Annotated in this window: 25 protein-coding genes and 1 tRNA gene; 16 read left to right on the plus strand and 10 right to left on the minus strand. The window is 62.6% G+C overall.

Translation table 11 applies throughout. The features are described from left to right. Positions 1–241: 241 nt before the first annotated feature. The 7 genes from DCM79_RS27065 (at position 242) to fabI (ending at position 8,120) form a co-directional block, all read left to right on the plus strand. Positions 242–316, plus strand: a tRNA-Gln gene (locus tag DCM79_RS27065). A gap of 456 nt (positions 317–772) precedes the next feature. After that, positions 773–2,062 carry a DUF2254 domain-containing protein gene (locus DCM79_RS27070; RefSeq protein ID WP_257177143.1) on the plus strand — a complete coding sequence of 430 codons (1,290 nt, stop codon included), beginning with the start codon at positions 773–775 and terminating at the stop codon, positions 2,060–2,062. Positions 2,063–2,109: 47 nt separating this feature from the next. Beyond that, entirely contained in the window at positions 2,110–2,724 is a 615-nt protein-coding gene (locus tag DCM79_RS27075) for a hypothetical protein (protein ID WP_257177144.1), read from the plus strand. 179 nt (positions 2,725–2,903) lie between these two features. Next, positions 2,904–5,123 (plus strand): DUF3141 domain-containing protein, encoded by a 2,220-nt coding sequence (locus tag DCM79_RS27080; protein WP_257177145.1) that lies wholly within the window; start codon positions 2,904–2,906, stop codon positions 5,121–5,123. A 14-nt stretch (positions 5,124–5,137) separates the two neighbouring features. Next, a complete protein-coding gene (locus DCM79_RS27085; protein WP_257180857.1) occupies positions 5,138–6,115 on the plus strand; it encodes a phosphate acetyltransferase in 978 nt (325 codons plus the stop codon). A 5-nt stretch (positions 6,116–6,120) separates the two neighbouring features. After that, positions 6,121–7,335, plus strand: coding sequence for an acetate/propionate family kinase (locus tag DCM79_RS27090; protein WP_257180858.1), 1,215 nt, complete (start codon positions 6,121–6,123; stop codon positions 7,333–7,335). After that, positions 7,332–8,120, plus strand: coding sequence for an enoyl-ACP reductase FabI (gene fabI, locus DCM79_RS27095; RefSeq protein ID WP_257177146.1), 789 nt, complete (start codon positions 7,332–7,334; stop codon positions 8,118–8,120). Before DCM79_RS27090 ends, fabI begins: the two co-directional genes overlap by 4 nt. A gap of 29 nt (positions 8,121–8,149) precedes the next feature. Here the strand turns inward: fabI and DCM79_RS27100 are convergent, their stop codons facing one another. The 5 genes from DCM79_RS27100 to DCM79_RS27120 all read right to left on the minus strand — a co-directional run bounded on the left by DCM79_RS27100 (position 8,150) and on the right by DCM79_RS27120 (position 11,535). Further along, positions 8,150–8,608 carry a MaoC family dehydratase gene (locus tag DCM79_RS27100; protein WP_257177147.1) on the minus strand — a complete coding sequence of 153 codons (459 nt, stop codon included), beginning with the start codon at positions 8,606–8,608 and terminating at the stop codon, positions 8,150–8,152. A 14-nt stretch (positions 8,609–8,622) separates the two neighbouring features. Continuing rightward, positions 8,623–9,273, minus strand: coding sequence for a 3-oxoacid CoA-transferase subunit B (locus DCM79_RS27105; protein WP_257177148.1), 651 nt, complete (start codon positions 9,271–9,273; stop codon positions 8,623–8,625). Between the two features lie 4 nt (positions 9,274–9,277). Then, the gene (locus DCM79_RS27110; RefSeq protein ID WP_257177149.1) at positions 9,278–9,931 is read right to left on the minus strand and encodes a CoA transferase subunit A; all 654 of its coding nucleotides are present in this window, start codon (positions 9,929–9,931) and stop codon (positions 9,278–9,280) included. A gap of 66 nt (positions 9,932–9,997) precedes the next feature. Further along, positions 9,998–10,573 carry a hypothetical protein gene (locus DCM79_RS27115; protein WP_306556718.1) on the minus strand — a complete coding sequence of 192 codons (576 nt, stop codon included), beginning with the start codon at positions 10,571–10,573 and terminating at the stop codon, positions 9,998–10,000. A 35-nt stretch (positions 10,574–10,608) separates the two neighbouring features. Next, on the minus strand, positions 10,609–11,535 hold the full coding sequence (locus tag DCM79_RS27120) for an alpha/beta fold hydrolase (protein ID WP_257177151.1): 927 nt from the start codon (positions 11,533–11,535) through the stop codon (positions 10,609–10,611). 132 nt (positions 11,536–11,667) lie between these two features. On the opposite strand from DCM79_RS27120, the gene DCM79_RS27125 reads away from it, so the two are divergent. The 4 genes from DCM79_RS27125 to DCM79_RS27140 are packed head-to-tail and all read left to right on the plus strand — an operon-like array spanning position 11,668 to position 15,738. After that, entirely contained in the window at positions 11,668–14,175 is a 2,508-nt protein-coding gene (locus DCM79_RS27125) for an alpha/beta hydrolase (RefSeq protein ID WP_373568117.1), read from the plus strand. A 10-nt stretch (positions 14,176–14,185) separates the two neighbouring features. Beyond that, positions 14,186–15,049, plus strand: a complete 864-nt coding sequence (locus DCM79_RS27130) for an alpha/beta fold hydrolase (protein WP_257177153.1) — start codon at positions 14,186–14,188, stop codon at positions 15,047–15,049. Between the two features lie 38 nt (positions 15,050–15,087). Then, entirely contained in the window at positions 15,088–15,267 is a 180-nt protein-coding gene (locus DCM79_RS27135; RefSeq protein ID WP_257177154.1) for a hypothetical protein, read from the plus strand. A 15-nt stretch (positions 15,268–15,282) separates the two neighbouring features. Further along, positions 15,283–15,738, plus strand: coding sequence for a potassium channel family protein (locus DCM79_RS27140; RefSeq protein WP_257177155.1), 456 nt, complete (start codon positions 15,283–15,285; stop codon positions 15,736–15,738). On the opposite strand, the gene DCM79_RS27145 is transcribed toward DCM79_RS27140, so the two are convergent. Further along, positions 15,719–16,402 (minus strand): helix-turn-helix domain-containing protein, encoded by a 684-nt coding sequence (locus DCM79_RS27145; protein WP_257177156.1) that lies wholly within the window; start codon positions 16,400–16,402, stop codon positions 15,719–15,721. The genes DCM79_RS27140 and DCM79_RS27145 overlap by 20 nt on opposite strands. Positions 16,403–16,722: 320 nt before the next feature. Here DCM79_RS27145 and DCM79_RS27150 point away from each other — a divergent pair, with 320 nt between their 5' ends. The 4 genes from DCM79_RS27150 (at position 16,723) to DCM79_RS27165 (ending at position 18,886) form a co-directional block, all read left to right on the plus strand. Further along, on the plus strand, positions 16,723–17,352 hold the full coding sequence (locus DCM79_RS27150) for a response regulator transcription factor (RefSeq protein WP_257177157.1): 630 nt from the start codon (positions 16,723–16,725) through the stop codon (positions 17,350–17,352). A gap of 151 nt (positions 17,353–17,503) precedes the next feature. After that, positions 17,504–17,854 carry a response regulator transcription factor gene (locus tag DCM79_RS27155; protein ID WP_306556719.1) on the plus strand — a complete coding sequence of 117 codons (351 nt, stop codon included), beginning with the start codon at positions 17,504–17,506 and terminating at the stop codon, positions 17,852–17,854. Between the two features lie 212 nt (positions 17,855–18,066). Then, positions 18,067–18,336 (plus strand): hypothetical protein, encoded by a 270-nt coding sequence (locus tag DCM79_RS27160; RefSeq protein WP_373568118.1) that lies wholly within the window; start codon positions 18,067–18,069, stop codon positions 18,334–18,336. A 223-nt stretch (positions 18,337–18,559) separates the two neighbouring features. Beyond that, entirely contained in the window at positions 18,560–18,886 is a 327-nt protein-coding gene (locus DCM79_RS27165) for a hypothetical protein (protein ID WP_257177159.1), read from the plus strand. A 24-nt stretch (positions 18,887–18,910) separates the two neighbouring features. Here DCM79_RS27165 and DCM79_RS27170 read toward each other — a convergent pair whose 3' ends face one another. After that, a complete protein-coding gene (locus tag DCM79_RS27170) occupies positions 18,911–19,345 on the minus strand; it encodes a L,D-transpeptidase (protein ID WP_257177160.1) in 435 nt (144 codons plus the stop codon). 340 nt (positions 19,346–19,685) lie between these two features. On the opposite strand from DCM79_RS27170, the gene DCM79_RS27175 reads away from it, so the two are divergent. Next, positions 19,686–20,351, plus strand: a complete 666-nt coding sequence (locus DCM79_RS27175) for a helix-turn-helix domain-containing protein (RefSeq protein ID WP_257177161.1) — start codon at positions 19,686–19,688, stop codon at positions 20,349–20,351. A 16-nt stretch (positions 20,352–20,367) separates the two neighbouring features. On the opposite strand, the gene DCM79_RS27180 is transcribed toward DCM79_RS27175, so the two are convergent. Genes DCM79_RS27180 through DCM79_RS27190 form a run of 3 tightly spaced genes read right to left on the minus strand, consistent with a single transcriptional unit; the run spans position 20,368 to position 23,555 of the window. Continuing rightward, positions 20,368–20,940 (minus strand): invasion associated locus B family protein, encoded by a 573-nt coding sequence (locus DCM79_RS27180; protein WP_257177162.1) that lies wholly within the window; start codon positions 20,938–20,940, stop codon positions 20,368–20,370. A 28-nt stretch (positions 20,941–20,968) separates the two neighbouring features. Next, positions 20,969–21,856: a S9 family peptidase gene (locus tag DCM79_RS27185; RefSeq protein WP_257177163.1), complete on the minus strand. Its 888-nt coding sequence runs from the start codon at positions 21,854–21,856 to the stop codon at positions 20,969–20,971. A gap of 10 nt (positions 21,857–21,866) precedes the next feature. After that, positions 21,867–23,555 carry a TrkA C-terminal domain-containing protein gene (locus DCM79_RS27190; RefSeq protein ID WP_257177164.1) on the minus strand — a complete coding sequence of 563 codons (1,689 nt, stop codon included), beginning with the start codon at positions 23,553–23,555 and terminating at the stop codon, positions 21,867–21,869. Positions 23,556–23,598 lie beyond the last annotated feature (43 nt).

Below are 23,598 nucleotides of genomic sequence, written 5' to 3' on the forward strand. Positions count from 1 at the left end.
TCACTCCCGTGGACAAATATTGGCGCCGTATTCTCACGAAACGGGGGCGGTCTCAATGCCCGCAAGGACGGCCGGGTGTCCGCCGGATCCTCCGGGTTCTCCATAATGGAGTGAGGCATGGCGGATCGGTGTGGTATTTTGACCCTCCAGGCGGTTGAAATGCCGCGCCTCTCCCTATAGACCGGCTTCGACCGAGGGGAATCTGCGGGGCCGGTTCTTCCCCCGTTCCTCGGTCGCCTGATGGGGCGTAGCCAAGCGGTAAGGCAGCGGATTTTGATTCCGCCATTCGGAGGTTCGATCCCTCCCGCCCCAGCCAGATCGCCCGCATGTTTTCTGAGCCTCCAAACGACCACCCCCGTGCTGGCTGCTTTGGAGTGGGTTTCAACTTGCCCCTAACGTGGCGCTACTTTGGCTCGCACAGGCAGCGCGCCGTGCCGCACACTTTCGGCCGCCAGGATCAGGCATGACCGGCGCTGTCCCGATGACCGAGTCGCGTGGCTCGATGTCCGAACGCGATCGTTCTCACGATGTCCGCCGCCACCTATCTCTAGGCCGAGCAACAGCGATCGACCGATGCTGATCTTGTCGCGGTCATAGCGGCGATACGAGCTCCCGTCCAAAGACGTGAACGTGGCGCCCGCGCAAGAGGTCAGCGTTGATCCCAGCGGGCGGTACGCACCCTTGATCAAGATCAACGAACCGCGCGCGAGCGCGAGGATGCTGCCACGTGCCGAGCGGACCGGACGGCATTCGGGCAGTGAAAGGAAGTGGCATGCAGCTTTGGCTGATACCCACGCTCTACGCGATCGGGAGCGTCGCGGCCGGCCTTCTGATGCCGCGCCTGGAAGCGACGTTCTTGGCGGTCAGCCTCAATCTGTCGACGTCCTCCGCCCAGGCTTACCTGTCGGCGGTTGCTTCGGGCATGATGGCGTTGACCGGCATCGTGTTTTCGATCGCTTTCGTGCTCGTTCAATTCAATGCCGTGGTCTATTCGCCCCGTCTCGTGGTCTGGTTTGCGCGCGACCGGCTGCTGTTCCACTCGCTCGGTATGTTCGTCGCGACCTTTATGTACAGCCTCTCCACGCTGGCCTGGGTCGATCGCCAGGGGGCTGAAGGCGTCCCATTTCTCTCGGCCGCGATCGTCGCAGCCATGCTGGTGGCGAGCGTGTTGATGCTGGCGCAGCTTGTTCAGCGCTTGAACAATCTCCAGATCATACGGGTGCTGCAGGCGCTGGGCGATATCGGCCGGCAGGTCATCGTCGGCACGTACCAGGCGGTCCCGTGGCGCACGTCCGGCAAGGCCGTGCGAGCGCAACCTTTCCAAGGTCCGCCGGAGCTGACGGTCAGGCATATCGGCAATCCGCAGTCGGTGACGTCGATCGACATCGCCGGGCTGGTTGGCCACGCCCGCCGCATGGACGGCTTCATCATGATGGAGTGCGGCGTCGGGGATACCTTGCTCGAAGGCAGCGTGATCCTGCATGCGCACGGAGCGAATGCCCTCGTTGGAGAGAAGCAGCTGAGTGCATGCGTTCATCTCGACGAGCAGCGCACTTTCGAGCAAGACCCGAAATATGCGATGCGACTCCTCGTCGATGTCGCGATCAAGGCGCTGTCTCCCGCCATCAACGACCCGACGACGGCCGTGCAGGCCATCGACCAGATCGAGGATATGCTGCGGCGGCTGGCCAAATGTGATCTGGAGGCGTGCCGGGCGTACGATGATGACGGCGTTCTCAGGGTGGTCTACCGGATGCCGACTTGGGAGGACTATCTCGCGCTGGCTTTCGACGAAATCCGCCAGTTCGGATCGACCTCCATTCAGGTCATGCGCCGCCTGCGCGCTGCTCTCGCCGAGCTCGGCGACTGCGCCCGCGGGGAGCATGCAAAACTCGTCCGCGACTATCTCGGTCACCTCGATTCAGGGATCGAACGGTCGAGCTTTGATGCGCAGGACCGCGCCGCGGCCCGCATCGAGGACCGGCAGGGTCTCGGCTTGTCGCATCACCACGGCGTGGCGAGTCCGGCAGCCTCGAACGAAGAGGGGCGGGTGGTCTCGTGATCACGCAAGCAACCGGATTGACGCGGGCGAGATTGCGAGCCCCGCGCGTGGCGGCCGCGGCGGGGATTCTGTTTTCGCTGCTCCTTCTTGCAGTGTTCTGGTTGATGCGGCGGTCCGTACCGGCCGATCCGCTTGAACCGGGTGCGTGGCTGCACGGCGGGACCAGCAACGTCGCCTTGGCATTGAACCTCGTGCCCTTCGCAGGCGTGGCGTTCCTGTGGTTCGTCGGCTTTCTGCGCGACCGGCTCGGCACGCGTGAGGATCAGTTCTTTGCGACGATCTTCTTCGGCAGCGCTGTCCTGATGCTGGCCATGCTGTTCGCCGCCGCCGCGGTGATCGGCGCCGTCATTCTGGCTTTCCACGCTGCGCCGAACGTGCTGATCAACTCCGCGACGTTCCATTTCGGCCGTGGCCTGGCGTACGGAATGGTCAACATCTATCTCGTCAAGACCGCCTCCGTGTTCATGATGACGACGTCGACGATCGCCCTCTACACGGGACTCACGCCGCGCTGGCTCGCCTATGGCGGATATGGCGTCGCCGCCATCCTTCTCATCGGAAGCTACTACATCGATTGGAGCCTCGTCGTCTTTCCGTTCTGGGTGTTGTTGGTGAGCATCAACATCTGGCTCACAAAAGATGGGGGCGAAGTGCGCCCGTGAGGACGCTGCGCCAGCTTCACACGGGAGAGGAGCTGATGGTCCTTACCGCCGGCTTCGAGCCCGACGTCACCACGGCAGGTCCGCTGACGCTGTCTCTATCGGGCCGACCGTTGACCTAAGTCAACGTTTCCCCGCGCCCTCGCGCTCTCAATGGATGCGCGGACGAGAGAGGTCGGAACATGTCGATGGAAACTCCAAATCTACCGGGCGGGCCCCTGTCCGGGCTTGTCGCCTCGGCGGTCGAATATCTGGTCGACGCAGGGCAGCGCAGCGTGCTGTTCCTGGACATCATGCGCCGACGAGGCGACCAGTATCGCGAGCACGTCGCGCAGACCGCTCCGCATGTCCTGCAATATGCCGCCGAACTGATCATCGATGGCCGCAAGCTGGATGAGCCGGTCAACTACGCATTGGTCCGCATCATTCCGCCCAAGGACGTCGAGATCGATCCCGAGCGGCGGCCGTTCATCGTGGTCGATCCACGCGCCGGGCACGGCCCGGGCATCGGTGGCTTCAAGGCCGACAGCGAGATCGGCGTCGCGATGAAAGCGGGTCATCCCTGCTATTTCGTCGGCTTCCTGCCGGAGCCGATGCCGGGACAGACCATCGAGCGCATCGCTCGCGCTGAGGCGCTGTTCATCGAAAAGGTGATCAGCCTGCATCCGAAGGCCGATGGCAAACCCTGCGTGATCGGCAATTGCCAGGCCGGCTGGGCTGTCATGATCCTGGCGTCGTTGCGTCCGGAACTGTTCGGGCCGATCATCATCGCCGGCGCGCCGCTGGCCTATTGGGCCGGAGTGCATGGCAAGTATCCGATGCGTTACTCGGGCGGACTGTTGGGGGGAAGCTGGCTGACCGCGCTCGCCAGCGACCTCGGTGCCGGCAAGTTCGATGGCGCCTGGCTGGTGCAGAATTTCGAGAACCAGAATCCGTCCAACACCCTGTGGACCAAGCAGTACAACGTCTATTCGAAGGTCGACACCGAAGCCGACCGTTATCTCGAATTCGAGCGCTGGTGGGGCGGCCACGTCAATCTCAACGCCGAGGAAATCCAGTTCATCGTCGATGAATTGTTCATCGGCAACAACCTGGCCGCGGGCAGGATCGAGATGTCCGACGGCAAGAAGGTGGACCTCCGAAACATTCGATCGCCCATTCTGGTGTTCTGCTCCGAGGCCGATAACGTCACGCCCCCGCAGCAAGCGCTGGACTGGATTCTGGATTGCTACGCGGATGTCGACGAGATCAGGGCTTACGGGCAGACCATCGTATATACGGTTCACCAGAGCGTCGGCCATCTCGGTATTTTCGTCTCCGGCGGCGTCGCCAAGAAAGAGCATGCGGAATTCTCCGAGAATATCGATCTGATCGATGTGCTGCCGCCGGGGCTCTATGAGGCGACTTTCGAGGCCAAGGACGAGGAGACGACGAGCTCGGATCTCGTCGTCGGCAAGTGGGTCATGCGCTGCGAGGCGCGGACGCTCGACGACATCCGGGCGATGGGCGGCAATTCGCCCGAGGACGAACGGCGTTTCGCCGCCGCCAAGCGCGTCTCCGAGATCAATCTCGCCGCTTACCGGAAGTTCGTCCAGCCCTGGATCAAGAACGTCGTGAGCCCGCAAGTGGCGGAAACGATGCGCAACCTGCATCCTTTGCGGCTACAGTACGAGGCCTTCAGCAGCCAGAACCCGCTGATGGCCACCGTCAAGTCTGCGGCAGAAGAGATCGAGGACAAGCGCAAGCCGGTGTCGAAGGATAATCCGTTTCTGGCGTTCCAGGAGCAGATGTCCAAACAGATCGTCCATGCGCTCGATAGCTGGCGCGACGCAACCGAGGCTCTGAGCGAGACGGTCTTTCTCAACCTGTACGGATCGCCGGCCGTGCAGGCAGCGCTGGGGATCGATCCAAAGTCAGAGCCGTCGCGCCGGCGGGAAATGTCAGCCGAGCACCGGGCGATGCTCGAGGCGCGGATTGCCGAACTGAGGTCCAGAATCGGCGAGGGTGGGCCTCGTGAAGCAGCCATCCGGAGCCTGCTCTACATCGGCTCGGCCCGGGGAATGGTCGACGAGCGCAGCATCGAGGCGCTCCGCCGGGTCCGGCGCGACTACGGCGGGCCGCGTCTGTCGCTCGCCGAGTTCAAGATGCTGGTTCGTGAGCAGTTCTTCATGCTGCTCCTGGATCAGGAGGGAGCCCTCGCAGCCATCTCAAGAATGCTGCCTGATGATGTCAATCAGCGCCGGAGTTTGTTCGAGTCCATGCGGGACGTGCTCTCCGCCAGCGGCGAGCTTGTCGGTGAGCCCGCAAGGCGCTTCCAGCGAATTGCGGCGCTTCTTGGCCTCAACACGGAAGAAGGGAGCACGAACAACGTTGCCCCTTTCGACCAGGCGAGAGCGTCGTAACGGCCGTTCAGAGGATCGGGAGCAACGTCATGGCAGCGGAAACCGGGCCATCGCAATCGTCCAGCAAGTACGATCGGCTGATCGCGGCAGCCAAGGCCGTCCCCCCGGTGTCAACCATCGTGGTCCATCCCTGCGACGAGACTTCGCTGCGTGGGGCCGTCGACAGCGCACAGGCCGGCATCATCCGGCCCATCCTGGTCGGCCCTGAAGGCAAGGTCAGGGATACCGCCAGAAAGTTCGATCTCGACATCTCGGGCTTCGAGGTCGTCGATGCCGCGCATAGCGAGGACGCCGCCAGCAAAGGGGTCGAGCTGATCCACGCTGCAAAGGGCGAGATGCTGATGAAGGGCAGCCTGCATACGGACGAGCTGATGCGGGCCGTCACGGCGAAGGCCGGAGGTCTGCGCACCGATCGCCGCATCAGCCATGTGTTCGTCATGGACGTGCCGGCCTATGCGGAGACCTTGTTCGTCACGGACGCTGCCATCAACATCTTTCCCGATCTCGACGCCAAGCGCGACATCATCCAGAATGCGATCGACCTCTATGTGGAGGCTGGCTTCGGTAAGGCACCGCGCGTGGCCATCCTGTCGGCGGTCGAGACCGTCACCTCCAAGATTCCATCGACGATCGAGGCGGCTGCGCTGTGCAAGATGGCCGATCGCGGCCAGATCACCGGTGGCGTGCTCGACGGACCGCTGGCGTTCGACAATGCGATCGACCCCGAGGCGGCACGCATCAAGGGCATTAAGTCCGAGGTCGCAGGCCGGGCGCAGATCCTCGTCGTTCCCGATCTCGAGGCCGGCAACATGCTGGCAAAGAACCTCGCCTACTTCGCCAAGGCCGATGGCGCCGGCATCGTGCTCGGCGCTCGCGTGCCGGTGGTCTTGACCTCGCGGGCCGATACGGCGCGAGCGCGAATGGCCTCTTGTGCGGTGGCATCGCTTTACGCCAACGCGCGTCGCCAGCGCGCCCCCACGATTGCGGCGTGACCACCATGGATACGATCCTCGTCGTCAATGCCGGCTCTTCCAGCGTCAAGTTCCAGATCTTCTCGGTCGAGGGTGAAGGCCGGCTGCGGCGGCAGATCAAGGGCCAGATGGACGGTATCGGCAGCCGTCCGCGGCTGAAGGCAAGCGCTGCGGCGGGCGATCCCCTGGCCGACCGTGCTTATCCGATCGAAGCGGTGCCGGACGTTTCCACCGCGATGGGCATCGCCGGCGCCTGGCTCCGCGAGGAGCTTCGCATTCACCCGATCGCGGTCGGGCATCGGGTGGTTCATGGCGGCCCGGACTTCGACAAGCCGGTCCTGATCGACCACGGCGTGGTGGCTCGGCTGGAGCGCTTCGCCAACCTTGCACCGCTGCACCAGCCGCACAACCTCGCCCCGATCCGCTCGATCCTGACGAACTTTCCGGCATTGCCGCAGGTCGCCTGCTTCGACACCGCATTCCATCGCACACATGGGGCCCTGGCGGACTACTACGCGATCCCGCATCAGCTTCATGCCGAGGGCGTGCGGCGCTACGGCTTTCATGGCCTATCCTATGAGTATATCGCCCGGAACCTGCCGAACGTTGCGCCAGAGATCGCGAAGTGCCGGGTGATCGTGGCTCACCTCGGCAGCGGCGCCTCGATGTGCGCCATGAAGAATGGGCGGAGCGTCGAGAGCACCATGGGCTTCACCGCGCTGGATGGTCTGCCGATGGGAACGCGGCCGGGCCAGCTCGATCCCGGCGTCGTGCTCTACCTCATGGCCGAGAAGGGCATGTCGGCTGCGGGCGTGCAGGACTTCCTCTATCGCGAATGCGGGTTGAAAGGTCTTTCCGGGGTCAGTAACGACATGCGCGAGCTGGAAAAGAGCGACGATCCCAAGGCAAAGCTTGCGATCGACTATTTCGCCTATCGGATCGGCCTCAACGCCGGCATGCTGGCGGCCGCACTGCAGGGGCTCGATGCCTTCGTCTTCACCGCCGGGATCGGCGAGAATTCCGCAACCATTCGCGCCCGCGTCGTCGAGCAGCTCGGTTGGCTCGGCGTGGCGCTTGATCCGGTCCAAAACGCGCGCCATGCGCAATTGATCTCGCAGCCCGGCAGCCTCATTCCGGTTTTCGTCGTCCCGACCGACGAGGAGCTGATGATTGCGCAGCACACGCTGTCGCTTCTGATGAGCACACCATCGAGCAACCCCAGACAAGAGAGGGTGTCATGATTCCCGTTTATCCGGATACCAAGGTTGCCTTGAAGGGCAAGAAGGGGCTCGTCGTCGGTATCGCCAACGATCAATCCATCGCCTGGGGCTGCGCCAGGGCTTTTCGGGCGCTCGGAGCCGAGCTCGCCGTGACCTATCTCAATGACCGCGCGAAGAAGCACGTCGAGCCGCTCGCACAGGCGTTGGAAGCGCCGATCTTCGTGCCGCTCGACGTCATGGTCGAAGGACAGACGGAGCAGGTCTTCGAACGAATCGCGAAAGAGTGGGGGCAGCTCGACTTCCTGCTGCACTCGATCGCCTTCTCGCCCAAGGAAGCGCTGCATGGCCGCGTCGTCGACGTCGGACGCGAGGGCTTCCTCAAGACCATGGAGGTCTCCTGCTGGTCCTTCCTGCGGATGGCTCATCTGGCCGAGCCCCTGATGAAGAACGGCGGCACGATGTTCACCATGACCTATTACGGCAGCCAGATGGTGGTCGAGAACTACAACATCATGGGTGTGGCGAAGGCGGCGCTGGAATCGGCGGTTCGTTACGCGGCGGCCGAGCTGGGCCCGAAGGGCATCCGTGTGCATGCGATCTCGCCGGGACCGCTGGCCACCCGCGCAGCTTCGGGCATTCCTGAATTCGACGAGCTGATGGACAAGGCGCAATCGAAGGCGCCGGCGCGGAGCCTCGTAAGTATCGACGACGTCGGCAACGCCACCGCGTTCCTGGCGCTCGACGGCGCCAAGCTGATGACGGGCGGTGTCCTGTACATCGACGGCGGCTATCACATCATCGACTAGGGTGATACGCCAACCGATCGCGCCAGCGCTTACCGATAGTGCAGCGCGATCAGCTCGGCGACACAGGCCGGCTTCGTGCCGCCTTCGATCTCGATCACGAGATGATAGTTGACGCGCAGGCCGTCGGGCGGCACGTCCTCCGCCTCGGCGACCGTGACGCGTCCTCGCAGCCTGGATCCTGCCGGCACGGGTGCCAGGTAGCGGATCCGGTCCGCGCCATAGTTGAGTGTATTGCGCAAGCCCTTCAGGCCGATCACCGATCGGATGAAGAGGGGCGCGAGCGCGAGCGACAGCAGCCCGTGGGCGATGGTTTTGCCTCCCGGCATCTCTTTCTTGGCGCGCTTCTGGTCGACGTGAATCCACTGCTCATCGCAGGTCGCTTCTGCAAACTGGTTGATCCGTTCCTGGGTGATCTCAATCCAATCGCTCACCCCGATCTCGGTGCCGACGGCCGCCTTGATCTCTTTGAAATCGCTGAATACGCGCATACTGCCTCGCCCGCTCATATCTTCATTTCGGGAATGCGCTCGCCGATGTGAAGCTCGGCGTCGGTGACGGCCATGACCTCGCCGACGCTGACGCCGGGGGCGGTCTCGATCAGGGTGGCCTTGCCATCGGGAAAGCCGATCACGGCGAGATCGGTGACCACCAAGCTCACCGGCCGGCTGGAGGTCAGCGGCAGGTTGCACTGCTTGACGATCTTCGACTTGCCTTTCGCCGCATGCTGCATGGCGACGATGACCCGTTTGGCGCCGCTCACCAGATCCATGGCGCCGCCCATGCCGGGGACCATCTTGCCGGGGATCATCCAGTTGGCGAGGTGGCCGCCTGCGTCGACCTGCAGGCCGCCGAGCACGGTGACATCGACATGGCCGCCGCGGATCAATGCAAAGGACATTGCGCTGTCGAACGTGCTCGCGCCCGGCAGCGCGCTGATCGGCTTTCCACCGGCATCTGTGAGCAGCGGGTGCTCCAGCCCCTGCTCGGGAATGGGTCCAGTGCCGATCAGCCCGTTCTCGGACTGGAAGAACACCTTCAGATCGGGTGAGACATAATTGGCGACGAGCGTTGGAATGCCGATGCCGAGATTGACGAGGTTGCCCGGCTTGAGCTCCTGCGCAACACGGCGAGCGATGATCTCCTGTGCGTCCATGACCTCACCCGTTCGCGTTGGTGATGAGATAGTCGACCAGCGGTGCCGGTGTCACGACATGGTCGGGCGCGATGACGCCAACGGGCACGATGTGCTCCGCGGTCACGATCACGGTATCGGCCGCCATGGCCATCACCGGATTGAAATTCCGGGAGGTCAACGCATAGGAGAGATTGCCGAGGTAGTCGGCGAGGAAGGCGTGCACCAGCGCGAACTGCGCGCGCAGCGCGGTTTCGACCAGATAAGGCCTGCCGTCCACCTCGATCTGGCGCTTACCTTCCGCGACCAGCGTGCCGACCCCGGTCGGCGTGAGCACGCCGCCCAAGCCGCTGCCGCCGGCGCGGATACGCTCGGCGAAAGTACCCTGTGGAATCAGATCGACCGCGACCTGGTTCGTCAGCATTTGCTGCTGCGCCTTCGGATTGAGACCGATGTGGGTGGCAGTCAGCCGCGACACCAGCGTTGCGTCAAACAGCTTGCCGACTCCTTTGCCCGGCGTGGCCGCGTCGTTGCTGATGATCGTGAGATTGTTCTTCTTCTGTCGGACCAGTTCGTCGAGCAAACGTTCCGGCGTCCCGACGCCCATGAAGCCGCCGACCATGACGCTCGCGCCGGCCGGGATCATCGCGACGGCTTCTTCGACGGATACGGCCCTCATGGTGAAACTCCGATCGGTTCGTCCGACGAATGTTGGCGGGCGGTGCGCGCAATCCCTTGATTTGGGTCAAGGCTTCGCGTCATTCTGGTTGCGCGAAGTCATGCCGATGCTCTCCAGCATCTCGCGCCATAGCTTGCGCACCTCGGCGTGGCGCCGCTCGAGCGCGTGGCTTACGGCGTCGCGAAACGGCACGAGGCGTTCGCCTTTCAGGAACATGATTTGCGCCTGCAGCAGCCGGCCGCTCTCGAACTCGACGCGCCGGAGTGCCATCGCGAAGGGATCGTTCGGATTCGCCTCCACCGGAAGCAGCGCCGCCGGCCTGATGCCGGCGTGAACGGCGTGGACGAGGGTCGCAAGATCCACGGCAAGCGCCAGGGTTGGATCTGGAATGCCCGCCGCCGGTGCGGGAAACCAGGCGGTCTCCCAGGCGGCAGCCAGGTAGAGGAGGGCGAGGTCCGGTGCCCAATTCGTTGCACGAAGCAGCAGAGAAACGATCTCCGACTCGTTGTAGAACTGCGCGTTCAGTTCGGTTTGCCAGGCTGATTCCAGCCTCGGCGGCAAGGCGAGAGCGAAGCGACGCCCCAGCGCACCATGGGCTGAAATCAGGAAGCTCGCGACGCGGGTCTGCTGCCGGGCAGGCACGCGGCCGTCGGAATCGAGCGGTCCAAAGCAGGCGCTCATGCGGCCGTTCCCTTGACCGGGATCGCGCGCAGATGATCGTAACCCGCGGGAAACGGTATGAGCTCGCCGCCGGCCTCGTCCGGGGCGATCCAGACCGACTTGTTGCCCTGCCAGCGTCCGGCCATCACGTCATCCGCGAATCGCGCAAGCAAATCGGCCGTCAGCGCCGGCTTCTCCAGCGTGAAGGCGTGATAGGCCCGGGGGATGATGACCAGGCTGCTGTCGGGAATTTGAACGCGCAGCGTCTCGTGCAGCGCGCGTGGCGTGAGGAAGTCGAACTCGCCGTTCAGGATCATTGTGGGCATGCCGATCGACGGCAGTTGCGGCGTCAGCGGCTGGAAGTCGAGAAAGGATTCCATCAGGTTCTGCAAGGCGTAAACATCGTTCACGAGCCAGCCCTGCCGCTTCACGCTGTCGAGCTTGTCCAGCACCGGCGCCAGCCAATGGTCGGAGACATTCATCGGCAGCAGTAAATCCTGCAGGTAGCTGGTGCCGCCAAGGATCAGGCCGGTGCGCAGCGCGTTGCCGAGCAGGAAGAGTTGCGGGGGCAGCTCGGCAAAGCAGCTCATCGGGACCAGCCCGGACAATCGGTCGCCATGTGCGATGGCATAGCGCAGCGCGATCAGACCGCCGAAGCTGATCCCGCCCAGGAACACGGGCCCGCTGCCGAGCTCCTGGATCAGGAGGTGCAAGGCCGTAACCTGATCGTCCTGACTGATGAAGAGCGTTGGCTTGTCGGACTCGCCCTGGCCGAGCAGATCGAACGTTGCGACGCGGAAACCGCGAGCGATGAGCGCATCGCGATAGGCGGTCCACAGCTCGGCATACTGCGTCAGGCCGTTGACCAGCACATAGGCCGGCGCGTCGGCAGGGCCGTCAAGCTCGTAGCGGATCCGATACGAGCCGTGGCTGAGGAAAGGCATTGCGGCGACCCGGCGGGTAATTTGATGCCGAAGCATCCTCGGTCAGAACTTCCGCAATCCATTGAGTTAAGTCAAAGGATGCCGCCCGGCGCCTCCTAGCGTCCGATCAAGCAATCGCCGGAGGAAATCGCCATGAAAGGGAGTGAGGCCATGCGCCGCCTTCTCGTGAGTGCAGTGTTGCTGCTGATCGGCACGTCGCTCGCGCTTGCGCAGCCGTTCACGCGCCGCTCGTCACAGATGCAGCACGACGAACTGAAGAAGACCTATGAAATTGCGAACTTCCGTCTCGGCGGCAAGTACGACCTTTCCGATCCCTCGAAATGGGAGAGTGGCGGCGAGGGCGGCGTCACGCTTGAATCGCTGGGTGCGGGCAAGCTGCGGACCGCCTACATCGCGATCGGCAATGCCCGCCGCAACGCGGCCGGCGAGATCACCAATGCGGTGATCGTCAATTCCTACTATTCCGGCGACTCGACGGACATGTACGAGCAGTGGGTCAAGGGCGCGGCCTTGTCGGGTGGTGTGCCCATCATCGGTCCGGGCCGGCCGATCGATACCGATCGCTATTATGTCGTCATGGTGGATCCGCTCGGCACCTGGGGCGCGAGCAAGCCGTCCGACGGTCTTGGGATCAAGTTTCCGCAATATAGCTATTACGACATGGTGCAGGCCAACTACCGCATGCTGCGCGACGGCCTGAAGATCGCTCGGGCTGCGCTGATCACCGGCGTTTCCATGGGCGGCACTCAGACCTACGTCTGGGGCGTGATGCATCCGGAGTTCATCGGGGCGCTGATGCCGATCGGCGGCACCACGCAGTCGGACGGCGATGATCCCGTCGGCAACTGGACCTTCCAGATGATGACGGCGGCGATCCAGTCGGATCCGGTGTGGCAGCAGACCAAGGGCGACTATTACAAGCTGCCCAAGGAGAAGCACCCTGTTCCGGGCCTGGCGTTCGGCTGGTCGATCCTCGGCATGACCGGCTACGACTTCGCCTTCCGCACGAGCCAGAACTGGAGTGCAGTGCAGCCCGAAATCTTCTACTGGGATCCGCCGAACGAGAAGGCGGGGCTGAGCGTCATCAACCGTGCCAAGCTCTACGACGCCGTCGATCTCGTCTGGCGCAATCGGGTCGGCGAGACCCACAACGTCAATCCCTATCTCGGCCGCGTTCGCGCGCGGACGCTGGTGATGCACATCACCAACGACCTTTGGCTGAACTTCAAGCTGGCCGAGAAGGCAGTTGACCGGGTCCCCGGCGCAGACCTCATCGCCCAGGAAAGCCCGGTTGCGCACTACGGTGTGTTCCCGATCATCAACCAGCGCAAGAACGATCCGAAGTTCGTCTCCTTCATGGATGACGTGGCTGCGCTGGATCGCGCGCAGACGTTCGACGACAAGAGCTATCGCGTGCCCGGCGTTGCCGAGAACATCGATCCGAAGAAGTCCTTCTGGAAGGATTTCGTGACCTACCCCTATCCGGTCAAGTACGCCAACGCGAAGGACAAGAGCGGCAACTCCTGGCAGATCGGCTACATGGACGAATATGCCGGCACCGACAAGGATCCGAAGGTGCTGGTCATCATCCATGGCAAGGGCGCCTTCGCCGGGCACTACGGCAACGTCATGCAATACGCTCTGCGCAGCGGTGTGCGTGTGATCGCGCCCGATCTGCCGCACTACGGCATGTCCGGACCAGGCAATCTCGACAAGAGCCCGGCGCGCACCATGCAGGACATGCGCGAAGTCATCTACGACCTCGTGGTCAACCAACTCGGGGTCAAGAAGGCATACTACCTCGGCCATTCGCTGGGCGGCCAGTTTGTGATGGGTTACGCCCTGACCTGGCCGGACGCCGTGCAGGGTCTCGCGCTTGAGGCCCCCTCGGGGCTCGAGGAGTATCCACGCGACATCACCATCGCCAAGGACAAGAAGGCGAGGCTGTTCGATCAAGCCTTTGACCACGACTTCGACAAGTGGAAGGCGACCTGGGGCCCGACCGGGATTCTCGACGCCGAGATGAAACGTTCGGAGCAGAATGTCCGCGACTTCTTCTACTTCAAGAAGCGCGATCCCGAGACCAACGTGGTCTCGGCCTCCAAGAGCGGCTACTTCTTCAGCGACAGCGAATATGCCCGCCTTCACACCGAGCAGCGCGTCGGCTTGATCAAAGGCAATCCGAAAGAGCTCGAACAATGGTGCAACGTCTTCATCTATGACATCTACACCATCGGCGCCGAGCTGCAGCAGGACAATCCGAAGAACCTCTACGAGCGGCTGACCCAAATCAAGGCGCCGATCTTCCTCTCGTTCGGCGACAAGGAGCCGTTCATCCCGACACCCGCCTTCAACGGGTTGACGGACCTCGGTCGCGATGCGATCACGCCGTTCATGTCGCGCATGACCAATGCCGGCAACCGGCCGCTTCTGAAGGTCTATCCGGAGACCGGGCACTTCATCCATACCGATAATCCGGTGGAATTCCCGGCCGACGTCGTGGACTTCGTGACCAGGGGAACAGTCGATACCTCGTCACCGCTCGGCACGGACCGGATGATCAAGGGTGCCGTGATCTCTGCTTTGCCCGTAGCGCCGACGCCTCCGGGCGCAGCGCCCACGGCCGGCCTGAACAAGTAGGGCCGGGAGCATGTCAAGAGTGCAGGCGGGCGAGGTCCAGTTGGGCTGGCGGGAGTGGGGGGGAGGCGACGTCACCGTCGTCTTCATCCACGGCAATCTCGCCAGCAAGGACTGGATCGAGCTCGCCGCACCGCTGTTCCCTTCGGGACTGCGCGTGATCGGCATCGACTGGCGCGGTTGCGGCGATAGCGACCGGCCAAAGCCGGTCGCGGATTATTCCAATTATGCCATGCAGCAGCATGCGCAGGATATGCTCGCCGCTCTCGATGCGCTCGGCATCCGGTTCTGCCACCTCGCCACCCACTCCACGGGAGGCATCATCGCCGCGCGGATGCTGCTGATGCAGCCGCAACGGTTCGGGCGGGTGTTCGCGCTCGATCCGATTACTCCGCTGGGCATGGCCTTCAGCGCCGCTCAGATCGATGTCTTTCGCGCGATGATGGCGAGCAAGGAGGTGACGCGGGCGGTGATGGCGACTGCGGCATCCTCACTGTTCGTGCCTGAGAGTCTTGCGCCGCACTCGGTGCCGCGGTTTCGGGAGGGGCTTGGAGATATCCAACGCTTGTTCGAGCGTATCCTCGAGCAGACCTTCAGCGTCTCCGAGGGTATTTGGATCGGCACGCCCGTCAATCTCAATCGGGAGTGGGAAAGCAAGGAACTGGAGCGTCGAATGGCCGAAATCCGGCATCCGCACCTGGTGCTGTGGGGAGAGCGGGACGGGTGGATCCCGCCTGCGGATCTGCAAGCGATGGCGGCGGCGATGCCGGACTGCCGGTTGGTGATCGTGCCCGGTGTCGGGCATTCGATGAACCTCGAAAATCCGGCGCTGTATGCCGGCTATTTCGGTGCTTGGTTCGGAGGACTAGCGAGATAGCAGCATCGCTATCGGCACATCAGGACGAGGACGGTATCATGGCCGGCACGACCAAGCTCTCGGTTGAGAAGGCGCTCGAAAAGCTGCGCCGCGACGAACTGCAGAAGACCGGGACGGAGCAGCAGCGCGACGAGAAGACCGAAGCGCTCCAAAAGGAGATCAAGCGCATGAGAGCACAAAGGCAGCGCCTCGACCCGACCTCGCGCAAGCGCAGTTGAGCTCCTTCGGCTCGGATGGCAGGCCAATTCCTGGCTGGCGGTCTCGTCAGCGCGATCAACATCATGATCCATGCGATGGTGACGGTCGGTGCAATCGGCATCGCTCGGGCCGCCGGGTTGAGGCATACCCACCGACCGAGGCTGCACCTGATGGCCGTCATGGTCGCGACGGCAGCGGTGCTCATGCTCGCGCACACGCTAGAGATCCTGGTCTGGGCACTCGCCTACCTGATCCTTGGTGCTGCGCCAGCGGAATCCGATCGGCTCTATTTTGCGTTCGTCAACTACACCACGCTGGGTTACGGCGATATCACGCCGGTTCAAGCGTGGCGTTTGACCGGGCCGATGACCGCCATGAACGGCATTCTTCTGTTCGGCTGGTCGACCGCCGTGTTGTTCGAAGTCTTGCGCAAGACGCTGGAGCATCTCGCAGCGATCGGCGCCGGCGGCTTCAGCTCTGCAGATCGATAGTGGCAAGCTTTTGGCGATCGGACAGCACAATCTGGCGCTGTGTGTTGCCGACAAAATCGATAATGCCGAACTCGTGAAGTCGCGACAGGGCGCGAGACACCGTCTCCAGCGTCAGACCAAGATAGTCAGCGATATCGCGCCGCGACATCGGCAGCGCTATCACGTCGGTTCTGGTCAGTCGCTGATCCATCTCCAGGATGAAGGCGGCGACCCGCTCCAGTGACGTCTTGCGACCCAGCAGCAGCATGTGATCTTCGGCGTGCTGGAGGTTCGTCGTCGTCATATTGAGCAGATTGTTCGCAACGACCGGATCGCTGTCGGCCACAAGCTCCAAGGTTTGCCTGCGGATCAGGCGGACGGTGGTATCCACGATCGCCTCAGCCGTGAAACGGTGCGCACTGCCATTCTCCAGGCCAAAGATGTCGCCGGCAAGGTGAAACGCGCCGATCTGGCGCCGCCCGTCCGAGAGAAGCTTGTAGCTTCGCACCGCGCCCGTCTTGACCTGATAGACGTATTCGGCGGGCTCCTTCTCGCCGTAAATCTCAGTCCCTTTCTTGTATGAGAATTCGCTCAGACTGACCGTCGGATTCGAGCCGCTGGTCATTCCCAGGTCGTGAAGCGAATTGGGGCGGCGCGTGGGATCGGTCGTGATGCGCACAAACATGGCCAACTCCTCAACGGATTGCTGAATAGTCTCAGATCAGAATTCCATTGCTAGGAATGCGCCGCGCTATCCCACTCCCGCCGGGGTTGATTTACGACTAAAGAGGATGTTCCCGTCCATTGTCTCCAGGGACATTGTACCTTGGGACAAGGTCCAAGGGCGTTCGCGGCATGAGACGGTCGACAAGTTATCTGCACGACGTGAAGCGACCTTTCAATTTGAGGTGTTTTTGCCAAGCATTTGCCTTCTGTCTTAAGCCTTGAGCTGGCGTGCCGCGCAAAACGGCGCCCTGCAAAAGATACGGCGGTTGAGAGGTGAAATTGCCCGGCCTTGTTTATGTGGTAGACGACGACGCATCTTTTCGCACCGCAATAGAGCGCCGACTGCGATTCGCGGGTTACGACGTCGTCGTCCATTCATCGGCGGAGGACTTGCTCGATCATCTCCCAAGCGGGGAGAAACCCGCTTGCGTGCTACTCGACGTGAAGATACCGGGCCTGAGCGGTCCTGACCTGCAAAGCCGGTTGAATGAGCTTGGTTTGAAGTTGCCGATCATCTTTGTCACCGGTTACGCAGACACAGCAACGACCGTGCGCACCATCAAGGCCGGTGCCGAGGATTTCCTGACGAAGCCGGTGTCATCAGAACAGTTGATCGACGCCATAGAGCGTGCCCTGGCGCGGCACAATGCCGCACAGAGCCAGCAAAGCAGGCTCAGCTCGTTTCGGGCTCACCTATCATCGCTGACACCGCGCGAGCGGCAAGTGTTCGACCTCGTCGTGCGCGGCAAGATCAACAAGCAGATCGCTCACGAACTCGGCACGACGGAGCGAACGATCAAGGCGCATCGCCATCAGGTCATGGAGAAGATGCGCGTCCATTCGTTCGCAGAACTCGTGTCGATCGCGGAGCGACTTGGGTTGATCGATCCGGGCGCCTCGAACGACTAGGACATGCCCCCTGTACGAAGGGACAATATCACAGGTTATTGACGGGCCGACTTTCGAAGCGCGCAATGCGTTAAACGAAGCTGCATGTCGTGCGGCCTTCGCCCGTCTCGAAAGAAAGCCGAGCATCGTGCTTGCAGAAAGATCGGTTTACGTGGTCGACGATGACCCGTCCTTCCGAAGAAGCATGAAGCGGCTTCTCCGCGAGCATGGCTACGACACCGCGCTGTTCGACTCGGCCCGGGCGGTGCTCCAGCATGAGAATTTCGATCAGGCTCTCTGCATGATCCTGGACATCGACCTGGCAGGCCATTCCGGCATCGACTTGCGCCGTCGGCTTGCGACCAGAGGCATCGCGGTGCCCGTCATTTTCATGACCGGCAACAACAGCGAAGTCTGCCGGTCGGCTGCGATGGCGTCCGGCTGCGCAGCTTATCTGAACAAGCCCTTCAAGCCGGGTGCGCTCATCGCCTCGGTCGAGGCGGTGTGCGGGCGTCCGGACTAGCCGGGCCTCGGCAATTTCACTTCCATCCCGCCGTTCCAAGGTCTGTTGATCTTTATCAACGGTCCCGTAATGGGATGACCCACGCTGGAGCTTTCACCAGATTGGAAGAGACGAGCATGACGGGAATTGCCAAGCGTCTTGAATGGTCTGCAATGCCCCTGAGCGCTGAGCCCCACTTCGTGCCGTCTGTAGTTGCGAAACAGGAGATGCTCATGAAGGTGACGTCCACGTTCTTCAGACCGTCCACCCTCGGCGCAATGGCGTTGAGTGCGTCATTGGCCATTCTGGCTGTCTCGGTCAGCAGTGGTCCGGCAGCCGCGGTGGTGTATTGCCAGTACGTCGACTATCCGCCGAGTTGCGTCGCCAGGCCGGGTGTCGTGCTCAGGCCGCGACCGGTCGCCCGTGCAACCGCCCGCGAAGCGGTGCGGCCCGGAACTCCGATGAATCGCGGCGGCCCGGTGAACCGGGTTGGGCGGCGCTGAGTTTGCCACCCGTGCCCTGCGCGTTAACACAACCCCGGCATCAAACCGGGGTGGTGTTCGATTGAGCGCACTGCCGAACTCGTGCAACGGCAGGGCTGGAGAGGAGGGCACTACGGAGAGTCACATAAGTGCAGCTAAGCTTGCGGCAGATCAATTGACTCTGCCCACATCGATCTAGCCTTCGCCAATTCGTGCGGCGATGTCCAGAACGGACATTAGTGGAATGAGCAGCATCATGCTTTTCAAGACACTCACGTTGCATTCACTCATCTACATCGCGGGCATGACGACGGCGATGGCCGTTCACCAGGCCATTCCGTTGCCTGATCTCTCGGCGGGACCTCAGTCCTCCCTCGAACAGAGCGCAAATCGCTCGGGAAAGAGCGACAGGTTGCCAACGGTGCAACTGAAACGGAGAGCTCTGGACAAGGTGCCGGTGCGTCTGCAACCGCGAGACCTGCTCAAATCAGGCAAAGCGGTCTGCAAGCCTCCCATCGACGTGCCGGGCCGATGCTTTGCGGAGGCTACGCCTGTCCGGAGGACGGGCTAAGATTTTTAGCAAAGGTGCTTGCCGTCAGGGCGAGATCTCGATCGTCGTATTCTGAGCTCCCTGAGCCCTGATCAATTCGAACAGCGTTTGCGCCTGGTCGGGCGCCAACCGGATGCAGCCGTGGGACACGGGACGTCCGAGATTGCGGACCTCAAATGTCCCGTGAATTGCGTATCCGCCGTGGAAGAAGATCGAATAGGGCATCGGCGTGAAGTCGTAGAGCCTGGAATAATGCATGCGCTGGAGAGAATAGGGCCGGTACGTGCCGGTGGGAGTGCGGTATCCACGCCGCGCCGTCGAGACTGGCCAAGATGCATACTGAACTCCATTGACGCTGATCTGCATCGTCTGGGTAGAAAGCTGAACCCGCACCGCGACGGCTGCCTGAGTGCTTTGACCGGCGAGGCCAAGAAGCAGAACGACGGTCAAGATCAGGCATGAAGGCAAACGTGCAGGCATTCTGTTTCTTTTCAGCATTCGCGAATTGGCACAGAGGTGGCGCCTCGATGGGATCGAGCCGATCGCTTTCGAGCACACAGCGGAGATGCATCCGAACCCGTTGCAGGCTAAGTGAGTTTCGGCGTGCGTTGTTGATCCGACGCAAGTGCGCGCCGTTGAAGCTTCCTATCGGCTTTTGCGATCCACCGCCCTGGAGGTGCTTTGATACTGAATTCGCAAACGCGCTGCCGGCCGCGTCCGGGCAAGTACGGAGGGCGCACTGAGTTTGCCGCAGATCAAGTTCGCTCGGCCGTGCTCTGCCTAGCATTCATGCATTGTTAGTTCAGTCGGAGTTTTTCAGATGCTGCTCAGGACCAACACCTCCAGCATCCGTCCGGTTGACGGGCATCTCGCAGCACTCGCCGGCGAGCGGGTGTTCTGCAGCGAATTCAAATATCGCAGAGGGACGGAAGTTTTCGGCGAAGGCGAGGAGACGGAGTATGTCTACCAGATCATCTCCGGCACGGTGCGGACCTACAAGCTGCTCGCAGATGGCCGCCGCCAGATCAATTCCTTCCACCTGCCGGGCGACATGTTCGGGCTCGAGAACGGCGCAACGCATCGTTTCACTGCGGAGGCGGTCATTGAGACCCGGGTCCGCATAACCAGACGGCGCAGCCTGCTCGAGACGATGCAAAACCGGCAATCCGGCGCTTCGAGCTTTCTTGGCTTGGTAACGCGGAATCTTCAGCATGCCGAGAATCACATGCTTCTGCTCGGCCGCAAGACGGCATTGGAACGGGTGGCTGCGTTTCTGCTCGAGCTCGACGAGCGGCTCGGCCACCCCAGCGTCCTGGTCCTGCCGATGAGTCGTCGCGACATCGCTGACTATCTCGGATTGACCCTCGAAACGGTCTCGCGCGCGTGCTCCACACTGCGCGACCAGAAGATGCTGAAGTTCGAGGGGGCGACGCAACGCCAGATCGTGCTGCTCGACCGCAAGGGTCTTGCCGAGCACGACGCCTGAGATCGGGCGTGGCTCGTCACTCCTCGATGTCTTGCTCCAGCGTCTGCGCCGGCGGTCCGTTGTGGGCAGCGCTGAACCGAGCGAGCGGCAGGGAGGTCGATAGCGACAGAAGATTGGAATCGACAACCTCAAGAGTCAGCGTCTTTCCCGTGTCCATCTCCTTGACCAGCTTCGGGCTCGCCACGTCGGCCGCGATGCAGGCGTTACTGAGACACCAAGTATAGGGAATTGGGTGATGCGCCCCCGTGTCCACCTTCAATTTGGCGGGTATTTGCAGATACATCCCAACAGGGACAAAGATCTGCACGCGCGCATTGCCCTTCTCGTGTTCGATCAGATCGATCCGAACCGCCATTTGTCCGGTCTCGAAGGTACCTGAGATCGAGGTTCTGCAAAGCAGCGGGGCGCCGGCGGCCTTGAAGCAGAGTTTCTTCCAGTCGCCGTATCTGATGTCGTTTGCCGTGCGTTGTCCGCGGGGCGCGATCTCGGCAAGGGCGGGCGCTGCGGCGCAGGTCGCCGACAGAAGGACCGCAAGAATGGCCTCGGTCAGATATCCCGGTCGTGCCGTTTTGTCGTGAGAGCGTGCCATGTTTCGCACCCCGGGGTTCTCGTGGCGATTATTTGAGCTTGTCGAGAAAACTGGACACGAGAGGCGACCAGATCGGGACCGCATCCGGCGAGCCGATGAAATAATGCCCCTCGTTGCCGAATGGCGGCATCAAGTGATATTCGGCCTTGCCTCCGGCGTTGGTAAAGGCCTGGTGCATCCGCTTCGACAATGCCGGGCCGAAGAATGTGTCGTTCTCGATGTAGATCCACAACATCGGCACCCGCGAGGTGCGGCCGAATTCTCCTGTCGTCTGGACGAGCTTGTCCGGTGCGCAATTGTTGTTCGGCTTGCCGTCGACCCGGCCGCCACGGCCCGCGGCGAAGGTGATGATGGCCTTGACCTGCGGCGGGTTGAGGCTGGAGAGTGCAATCGATACCCATCCGCCGGCAGATTGTCCGACCACGATCGCGCCTTCGGGCAGAGCCCGCTTCTCCGCGACCATATAGTCGATGATCCATAGGTTGGCTTGGGCGACCGCAAGGCCTGGATCGCGGAAGTTGGGATTGCTGCATTTGCCGACCTTTGAGAAGAAGGGGCCGTAGATTCCGCGCTCGGGGATGTCGATTGCGGAGGCGCCAAATCCGCTACCAACCGGCGCCACGACGAGATAGCCCCGTCTGGCGAACCATTTGGCCGCGTCGGGAAATTCGACCAGGGGAAACAAGCTGCGCTCGGTCGGGTTGAGCGCCACGCCATGGTTCATGATCACCAGCGGAAAGGGGCCGTCGCCGACCGGACGCACCAGATAGGCAAACGTCGGGAGCGGCAACGGCAGGGCCCAAATTTCCTCCTGAATGCGTCGCGGGGCTTGGTCATCGGCATGGGCGATCCCGGCCAAGGTCAGAAGAAGCAGCGCCGCCCGTAACAACTGTTGGATCAAGGGATGCGAGAGCATTCCGGCCTCCTCATCCGGCAAACGTCGCCGCTACGATGATCGGTCCAAGCACCGTCAGGACGACGTTCCCGACGGCGTACGGCACGGCGACGCCGAGCACCGGGGTCTGGCTTTCGGCGACCTCGCAGGCGCCCGTCACGGCGGCATCGACCGTCATGGCGCCCGCCAGCGCGCCGCAGGTGACGACCGGGTTCATGCGCAGCACGTGATAAGCGAACAGCGTCGCGACGATCAGCGGCACCAGCGTGACGACGAGGCCCATGCCGACCAGCAGCAAACCGTGCGCCTGGATCGCGATCCAGGCCGCATGGCCGTTGCCAAGGCCGATGGCGGCAATGAAGCCGCCGAGGCCGATATCGCTCAGCGTCTGCTGCGCAGCGGGCGGCATCGCGCCCATGGTCGGCCGGCGCGACCGCAGCCAGCCGCAGACAAGGCCCGCGATCAAGGCCCCGCCTCCGCCGCCCAGCGTCAGCGCAATGCCTCCGACCTTGAAGCTGATCAAGCCGGCCAGCAAGCCGGCGGCAATGCCGGCCGCGAGAAAGGCGATGTCGGTACGATCGCCGGCGCGTAGGATTTGCCCGACCTGCGCAGCTGCGCGTTCGATATTGCGGCTGGTGCCGACGAGGGTCATGACGTCGCCGACATAGATCCGCGTGTCGGGGCTGAGCGGCACCTCGCGTCCCATCCGGGTCAGGGCTCGCAGGAACACACCGCGCGCATTGCTGCCGACGCGATCGGCGACGTCCTGGACCGAGCGGCCGTGGAGCTTGCGGTTGTCGACCAGCACGTCGACGACATTGCCCGGCATGGCCTTCAAAATCTCGTCGGCATCGATCTCGGTACCGATCACAGGCCGCGCGGCGACGATCACCGCTGTCCGTCCGGCGATCACGATGTCGTCGCCAGCCTCGAGCACGGTGTCGAGATGCGGCTCGATGTCGGCTCCCCGGCGCACGATGCGCTCGATAACGGTGCGGCTGCCGATCTCGTCCTCGATCGCCTTGACGGTTCGGCCCGCGGCCGCCGAGACACGATAGGCGCGCGCCTGGAATTTGCGATAGTGCAGGTTCTCGGTCTTGGGCGGCTCGCCGCCGGACAGTTCCATCTCCAGCTTCTTGGCTTCGTCCTTGAGGTTCACCCCCATCAGCTTGGGCGCGACGAACGGGACGTAGAGGAGGGTCAGGATGTATCCGAGAACGTAGGTGACGGCGTAGCCGGCCGCGATATTTGCTTCCTGCTGCTCGAGCAAAGCCTTCGGCAGACCAAGCTGCGCCAGGGCGCCTGAGGCCGTGCCGATGACGGAGGATTGCGTCAGCGCACCTGCAGCGAGCCCCGAAGCGGTCCCTGGATCGAGCCCTACCGTGAAGGCAAATGTCAGCACGATGATCAGGCCCGTTCCGCCAAGCACGAGCGCCATGGCGACCTGGGCCAGAGTGCGGATGCTCAAGGAAGCGAAGAATTCGGGTCCCGATTTGTAGCCGATCGTGAACACGAACAGGCTGAACAAGATGACCCGCAGCACCGACGGAAACGTAAAGCTGCCGAGTTGACCGATCAGCACGGCGACGATGAGCGTGCATGCGGTGGTACCGATCGAGAAGCCGCGGATCCTGACCCGGCCCAGCAAGGTCCCAAGAGCAACTGCAAGCAGCAGAAAGATTTCGGGAGCGGTGGAGATGATCCACCTGATGGTGTCCATGGTCGCCATTCCCCAGCGCAACAGTCTCGATGGATTGAATCCT

This window comes from Bradyrhizobium sp. WBOS07 (assembly GCF_024585165.1).
Lineage (GTDB): Bacteria > Pseudomonadota > Alphaproteobacteria > Rhizobiales > Xanthobacteraceae > Bradyrhizobium > Bradyrhizobium japonicum_B.

Coding starts and splice junctions, on each gene's coding strand:
- DCM79_RS27145 (WP_257177156.1), bottom strand. CDS start 16,402: ATGTTTGTGCGCATCACGACCGATCCCACGCGCCGCCCCAATTCGCTT.
- DCM79_RS27080 (WP_257177145.1), top strand. CDS start 2,904: ATGTCGATGGAAACTCCAAATCTACCGGGCGGGCCCCTGTCCGGGCTT.
- DCM79_RS27160 (WP_373568118.1), top strand. CDS start 18,067: ATGAAGGTGACGTCCACGTTCTTCAGACCGTCCACCCTCGGCGCAATG.
- DCM79_RS27175 (WP_257177161.1), top strand. CDS start 19,686: ATGCTGCTCAGGACCAACACCTCCAGCATCCGTCCGGTTGACGGGCAT.
- DCM79_RS27125 (WP_373568117.1), top strand. CDS start 11,668: ATGAAAGGGAGTGAGGCCATGCGCCGCCTTCTCGTGAGTGCAGTGTTG.
- DCM79_RS27165 (WP_257177159.1), top strand. CDS start 18,560: ATGAGCAGCATCATGCTTTTCAAGACACTCACGTTGCATTCACTCATC.
- DCM79_RS27135 (WP_257177154.1), top strand. CDS start 15,088: ATGGCCGGCACGACCAAGCTCTCGGTTGAGAAGGCGCTCGAAAAGCTG.
- DCM79_RS27100 (WP_257177147.1), bottom strand. CDS start 8,608: ATGCGCGTATTCAGCGATTTCAAAGAGATCAAGGCGGCCGTCGGCACC.
- DCM79_RS27110 (WP_257177149.1), bottom strand. CDS start 9,931: ATGAGGGCCGTATCCGTCGAAGAAGCCGTCGCGATGATCCCGGCCGGC.
- DCM79_RS27070 (WP_257177143.1), top strand. CDS start 773: ATGCAGCTTTGGCTGATACCCACGCTCTACGCGATCGGGAGCGTCGCG.
- DCM79_RS27105 (WP_257177148.1), bottom strand. CDS start 9,273: ATGGACGCACAGGAGATCATCGCTCGCCGTGTTGCGCAGGAGCTCAAG.
- DCM79_RS27170 (WP_257177160.1), bottom strand. CDS start 19,345: ATGCCTGCACGTTTGCCTTCATGCCTGATCTTGACCGTCGTTCTGCTT.
- DCM79_RS27090 (WP_257180858.1), top strand. CDS start 6,121: ATGGATACGATCCTCGTCGTCAATGCCGGCTCTTCCAGCGTCAAGTTC.
- DCM79_RS27130 (WP_257177153.1), top strand. CDS start 14,186: ATGTCAAGAGTGCAGGCGGGCGAGGTCCAGTTGGGCTGGCGGGAGTGG.
- DCM79_RS27120 (WP_257177151.1), bottom strand. CDS start 11,535: ATGCCTTTCCTCAGCCACGGCTCGTATCGGATCCGCTACGAGCTTGAC.
- DCM79_RS27140 (WP_257177155.1), top strand. CDS start 15,283: ATGGCAGGCCAATTCCTGGCTGGCGGTCTCGTCAGCGCGATCAACATC.
- DCM79_RS27190 (WP_257177164.1), bottom strand. CDS start 23,555: ATGGACACCATCAGGTGGATCATCTCCACCGCTCCCGAAATCTTTCTG.
- DCM79_RS27185 (WP_257177163.1), bottom strand. CDS start 21,856: ATGCTCTCGCATCCCTTGATCCAACAGTTGTTACGGGCGGCGCTGCTT.
- fabI (WP_257177146.1), top strand. CDS start 7,332: ATGATTCCCGTTTATCCGGATACCAAGGTTGCCTTGAAGGGCAAGAAG.
- DCM79_RS27180 (WP_257177162.1), bottom strand. CDS start 20,940: ATGGCACGCTCTCACGACAAAACGGCACGACCGGGATATCTGACCGAG.